At 57.4% G+C, this 5,234-nt stretch carries 5 protein-coding genes and 1 pseudogene; 3 read left to right on the top strand and 3 right to left on the bottom strand.

The features are described from left to right. The 3 genes from AC4FAH_RS13085 to AC4FAH_RS13075 form a co-directional block, all read left to right on the top strand. On the top strand, positions 1–623 hold a 623-nt coding region (locus AC4FAH_RS13085; protein WP_490246171.1), incomplete at its 5' end, for an SUMF1/EgtB/PvdO family nonheme iron enzyme. A gap of 90 nt (positions 624–713) precedes the next feature. Further along, complete coding sequence (locus AC4FAH_RS13080) at positions 714–1,055, top strand: DUF427 domain-containing protein (RefSeq protein ID WP_024953449.1); 342 nt, start codon at positions 714–716, stop codon at positions 1,053–1,055. A gap of 258 nt (positions 1,056–1,313) precedes the next feature. Beyond that, on the top strand, positions 1,314–2,081 hold the full coding sequence (locus AC4FAH_RS13075) for a nuclease-related domain-containing protein (protein ID WP_225347876.1): 768 nt from the start codon (positions 1,314–1,316) through the stop codon (positions 2,079–2,081). A 59-nt stretch (positions 2,082–2,140) separates the two neighbouring features. Here AC4FAH_RS13075 and AC4FAH_RS13070 read toward each other — a convergent pair whose 3' ends face one another. The 3 genes and pseudogenes from AC4FAH_RS13070 to AC4FAH_RS13060 form a co-directional block, all read right to left on the bottom strand. Beyond that, positions 2,141–3,433, bottom strand: a complete 1,293-nt coding sequence (locus AC4FAH_RS13070) for a type II toxin-antitoxin system HipA family toxin (protein ID WP_175090742.1) — start codon at positions 3,431–3,433, stop codon at positions 2,141–2,143. Then, positions 3,430–3,672 carry a helix-turn-helix domain-containing protein gene (locus AC4FAH_RS13065; RefSeq protein WP_136938067.1) on the bottom strand — a complete coding sequence of 81 codons (243 nt, stop codon included), beginning with the start codon at positions 3,670–3,672 and terminating at the stop codon, positions 3,430–3,432. The genes AC4FAH_RS13070 and AC4FAH_RS13065 overlap by 4 nt, the downstream gene beginning before the upstream one ends. A gap of 445 nt (positions 3,673–4,117) precedes the next feature. Then, positions 4,118–5,234, bottom strand: a pseudogene (locus AC4FAH_RS13060) (hypothetical protein); the annotation flags it as partial.

Below are 5,234 nucleotides of genomic sequence, written 5' to 3'. Positions count from 1 at the left end.
AGATGGCCGACCGTCCGGTGACCAACGGCGAGTTTCTCGCCTTTATGCAGGACGGCGGATACGCCACCCCCGAGCACTGGCTGGCGGATGGCTGGGCGACGGTCAAGGCGGAAGGCTGGCCGGCGCCGCTTTATTGGGTCGAGCGCGACGGCGTCTGGCATCACTACACGCTAGGTGGCCTGGTGCCGGTGGATCTGAATGCGCCGGTCTGCCATGTCAGCTTCTTCGAGGCCGATGCCTACGCCCAGTGGGCGGGCGCGCGCCTGCCCACCGAGGCCGAGTGGGAGACAGTCGGTCAGGATGTCCCTCTCTCTGGTAACTTCGTCGATCAGGATTATCTACAGCCAGTCGCGGCCGCGAGCTCCGAAGGCATGCCGAGTCAGATGTTCGGCGATGTCTGGGAGTGGACGGGCAGTGCCTATCGCCCGTATCCGGGCTTTCGCAAACTGCCGGGCAGCCTGGGGGAGTACAACGGCAAGTTCATGTCCGGTCAGATGGTGCTCCGTGGGGGTTGCTGCGCCACGTCTGCCGATCATATCCGCGCGACCTATCGCAACTTCTTCCCGCCCGAGGCGCGCTGGGCGTTCTCCGGCTTTCGGCTCGCCAGGGACGGTGGGGTCTGAGGGTCTGACTCTTTCAGAACGCGCCTCAAGGCACTTTCATCTGCCGCTTTCATCTGCCGCTTTCACCCGCCAACCCGTAAAGGAGTCTTCATGGCCGACCACCTCGAACCGCGTATCACGCTGCACCCGCTATCCTCGCGGGTGCGAATCCTGGTCGGTGAGACGGTGATCGCTGACACTGGCAACGCGCTGGAATTGCGCGAGAAGGGCTATCCGCCGAGGCTCTACTTGCCGCGCGCCGATGTGGCGATGGCGGAGCTCTCGGTTTCTCACACCGTCACTCATTGTCCGTTCAAGGGCGACAGTACCTATTACTCGCTGCCGGATCTTCCTGATATCGCCTGGAGTTACGATCACCCCATCGAGGAGGTGCAGGCGATCGCCGGGCGGCTGGCGTTCGATACCGACAAGGTCATGTTGGAGGTGGAGTGATTCAGACGAACGGCTCGTCGCCAACCTGATTCTCTCGTCGATGCACAACGCTCCGTCGTGCTCTGCTTCAGAGATAAACCGATAGAGAACAGTAGCTTGGCGTTCGCCAGATGGTTAGAATCCTGCAGTTTGCTGCACCGCGCTCCTCCATCGGGCGCGGTGCAGCATTACCTTTCCCTTATCAAGGCTCAGTACTCCGGTTGGACGAATCACCTCGCTTGATTCCTTTCCGTACAGGCTGCACCAGGAGTCATGACAGTGGTTGTCCCTTCGAACATCGCGCCGGTGATGAGTGTACTGCTATGCCTCGTGCTGGCCTCCTGCGTCAGTCGTTATCTCAAGTCTCCCCGCATGAAAGGTCGCATTGGCGAGTGGCGAGTGCGCTGGATGGCGCGTCGACTCGGCAAGCAGGGCTATCGGGCCTTGCACAATGTCACCCTCAAGACCGAGAGCGGCACCACCCAGATCGATCATGTGCTGCTGTCGCGTTTCGGCTGCTTCGTGTTGGAAACCAAGAACATGAAAGGCTGGATCTTCGGCAGTGAGCACGAGGCGAACTGGACCCAGCAGTTTCCTCGACAGTCGTTCAGCTTCCAGAACCCGCTACGTCAGAACTACAAGCATCTCAAGGCACTGGAGACGACGCTTGGCGTGACTCCCGAGCATCTGCATTCGGTGATCGTCTTCGTCGGCAACGCCAGGCTCAAGGGTGAGATGCCAGCCAACGTGACGCGCGGTACTGACTTCGTTTCCTTCGTACAGTCGTTCAAGGCCCCCATCTTCAGCGAGGCGCAGGTCGAGGCCATGCATGAGGCGCTGCTGACGGGGCGGCTGGCGCCGACTCGGGCGACGCAGCGTGCTCATGTGCAGCATCTCAAGCAGCGCAATGATCCACAGGCGAGACGTGAATGCCCGAAATGCGGTAGCCGTATGGTGCTGCGTACTGCCAAAGCAGGTGTACGTGAGGGCCAGCAGTTCTGGGGATGCTCGGCCTATCCGGAGTGTCGCGCGACACAGGCGGTGTGATGACTGCCTTCACGGCCCCGAACGAGGCAACATCCAAACTTGAATTTCGCTGACAGGCACTACCATCGCTCGGCACGGCGGCACTGCTTTTGAATGTGTTGACGTTGCTGCTGCAACCTCGTCCAGCCTTTGCCTTCGAGACCGGCTTGCTGTAGCTGCTCCTTGAGTATGACTGAGTCGGATAAATCAGCGAGCGTGGTAACCATCTGTTGAATTTGGCGCTTCACAAACGGATAACTGAATCGGCACTCATCCGAAAAGGCCTGCCAATCGCGCGGTAGCAGCTGCATCGAATTGAACTCCCCGCCGAGGGAGAAGGCCATGTCTGAATCGTAACCGAGCACTATGGTGCCAACGAGGTCATAGGCTGGGGCGATCTGCCAACGACCTCGGGAGTCCTGTAACAAGGACACGTTCTTGGCATGGCCGTCACTGTTGCCAACCAGCACATTGAATATTTGCCAGCGAAGCAGCTGCTGAATGGATGCCGCTGAGGGTCGGCAGGCTTCGCGGACTGTTTGCACGATTTCTCCGAAACGTGGCCCACCGTAAGCCTGGTATTTCTGATTCCGCGACACGCCCATGGCCTGACACAGATCCTCCTGATGCAAACGCTCGATGTGTCCGCTTTCAATACCCAAGCGGTCGTAGCGTTCGACCATCAAGTAAGGATGTCGGCCGGCATAGACCATCGTGGTCCTCGGGCAGGCTAACCCCCCCAAGCGTGCCAGATTGTTCAGATACAGCTCATTCAGAATGACTCGCTCACGCCCTTCGACGGCGAATTTCAAAATATGGGTAGAGGGTTCGATTCCGATAGGTAAGTAGAGTGTATCGTTCCACAGTCGCACAGGAATCTTGTCCTGCGCGCCGGCCAGCGAGAGACGAGGGCGTTTGGCCAGAGCTCCTTCGTTCATCAAGGCATACCGCTCGCGAGCACCTGCCCATTGCGCAAGTCGATCGAGCGGCAACTCGCGGTAGTTGTCATCGAGGGGTGACGGTAGGGTTCTTGACGGCGGCATGTGATCGCTCGGAAGGATCGTCAGCGCACCAGCACAATCGCCGCCTATGGTCGCCAGTAGCGAGAAGTCGTCGTCTGGTATACCCAGGCGCTTGATCAGCGCCGCCCGGGCTTGCTCTTCAGGCAGCAAATTTGCGAACCAGTGATGCGCCAGAAGGTCTTGGGGCTGCCAAGCCTTTTGGCTTAGTGGCAAGCTGTACGAAATGGCATGCCCATTCTGTCGCCAGGTTTCGTTGTATTCGAAGCCCATCAGTCGGCCATCCGTGCCGCGCCACAACGTCCCTACATGCTGCGTGTCGCGCCATACGTTCAACGAATCCGGCAATATCATGATTCGAATCCCTCCGGAGGAACAGCGGACAGCTCGATGCCTAGCGTATCAAGTACGATCAATATGCGACCCAACCCGCAGCTGTCACGGCCGTTTTCCAACTCACTCAGAAAGCGAATGCTCAACCCGCAAAGACCTGCGAGGGTTTCAAGATTTAGCCCTTGCTGCTTGCGAGCGCGGCGAATCAACTTGCCAAGCGTTGCGGCATCATGAATGGGAACTGCTTGCGATAGGGGCATGCTAAGACCTTTCACGATAAGAAAGCGGGTTGTTGTAAACAATTTAGTATACTTAAAAATTTCCCTATAGGGATAATTGGGTGGATATACTGGAGTAGTCCTGAATTTTTCCCTATAGGGAAAATAGTTGGTGTGCGGGTTGCAAGTGCTGCAATTTTTCCCTTTCAGGACAATTTGGGGCGATCAGTCTGTCAAAGTGTCAAGGAGATCATCGCACCACGCATGAACTGCTAATGCTCCATCCGTGTGTACAGGCTCGGACAGCCTACTGTACCTCCTGACTCATCCTGGTTGCCGAGCGTGAGATGGCGCAGGTGGACTCTGAGTGCAACACCGCAAGTGATGGAGGGTGATACATCGGGGTTGGGCTATCTCTAGCCCGTCGACCACCTGCGCTTCGGCTTCGAAAGGCGACAGCCAGTATGCGAGTATGCGATCTTCGCCTTCAGCGTCGCTTCATCAGCTCCAGAAGTACCTCACCATGTATCTCACCCAGCACATGCGTGTAGTGATGTGTCAGTGTTTGAGAGTTGCGGTGCCCGATCAACTTGGCGAGTAACTCGAGACGGTGACCTCGTGCCTTGGCATCTCTTTCCAGTACGTCGTAGACCGCTCGGCGGCAGTTCGCCAGTGCTGCAGGAGTGAAGGACCAATGTCCTCGGCAGGTGGAGGAAAGGCGATCCAGAAGCTGAGGGTAGTCGTCGCTGTAGAGGCGCAGTACGAGCCACGAGATTGCATTGTGCCTCAAGAGATGAAAGTCGAAGTGGATGTCCTCCAGCTCCAATCCGGGTGTGAGAGCACCGCGGAGAGACTGCCGGGCCCATGCCATGAGCGGGGTCAGCAAGCTCTCTCTTGAATAGCCCAGCGGAGAGCTTTCTGGCCCCAGCAAGGCAATGTTCTTCAAACGCTGCTGGCCAGCAAAGGACTCTCGGCGTCTATCAATCCACTCTCTCACCAGCGTCATCAACTCTGGGGATATCAGAAGATGAAGAGGAACGCTGCGCCGAGCATTTGCAGTCTTGCCAGCATGGATTTCTACGTAACAGTAGGTGGGGCCGTCATCTCCTGGCTGATTGATGATGACGTCATGCAGTGTCAATGCCATGACTTCTCCAGCTCGCAGGCCCCCGTAGTAGCCAAGGAGGAAGGCGATCAGCCAGCTGCGCCGTAATCCACTCCGTCTTCTGGAGAGCGCCCGGGTCAGGTGTTCTGCCTCGTGTGGCATGATCAGATGTGTACGCAATGTACTGATGAAACGACCTCCCTCACCCTGTACGGGAGGAATACCCGTTAATCGATCGTTGCCTTGGCAAAAGCTGATGAACTGATTGAACGTCTGGAAGAAGTTGTGGCACGTCGAAGTGTCCCAGCCTTTCTGAGTGGGTAGCTGTTCGCTGATTGCCTCCATCAGTTCTCCATCCCAGAGAGCCAACCATGGGATATCGGGCAACATCATCATGGAGGTGGGCGTCAGACGACTCAGGTAAGTCCTGAGCGTGCTGGCTTTATTGCCTTGAGTGCTCGATTGATAAGACAGCCATAGCAGTATCCAGAGTGGGTAG

Source organism: Cobetia sp., assembly GCF_983723665.1.
The sequence above is the reverse complement of the archived record's forward strand: the minus strand, read 5'-3'. Positions and strand labels throughout refer to the sequence as shown.

Coding starts and splice junctions, on each gene's coding strand:
- AC4FAH_RS13080 (WP_024953449.1), top strand. CDS start 714: ATGGCCGACCACCTCGAACCGCGTATCACGCTGCACCCGCTATCCTCG.
- AC4FAH_RS13070 (WP_175090742.1), bottom strand. CDS start 3,433: ATGATATTGCCGGATTCGTTGAACGTATGGCGCGACACGCAGCATGTA.
- AC4FAH_RS13065 (WP_136938067.1), bottom strand. CDS start 3,672: ATGCCCCTATCGCAAGCAGTTCCCATTCATGATGCCGCAACGCTTGGC.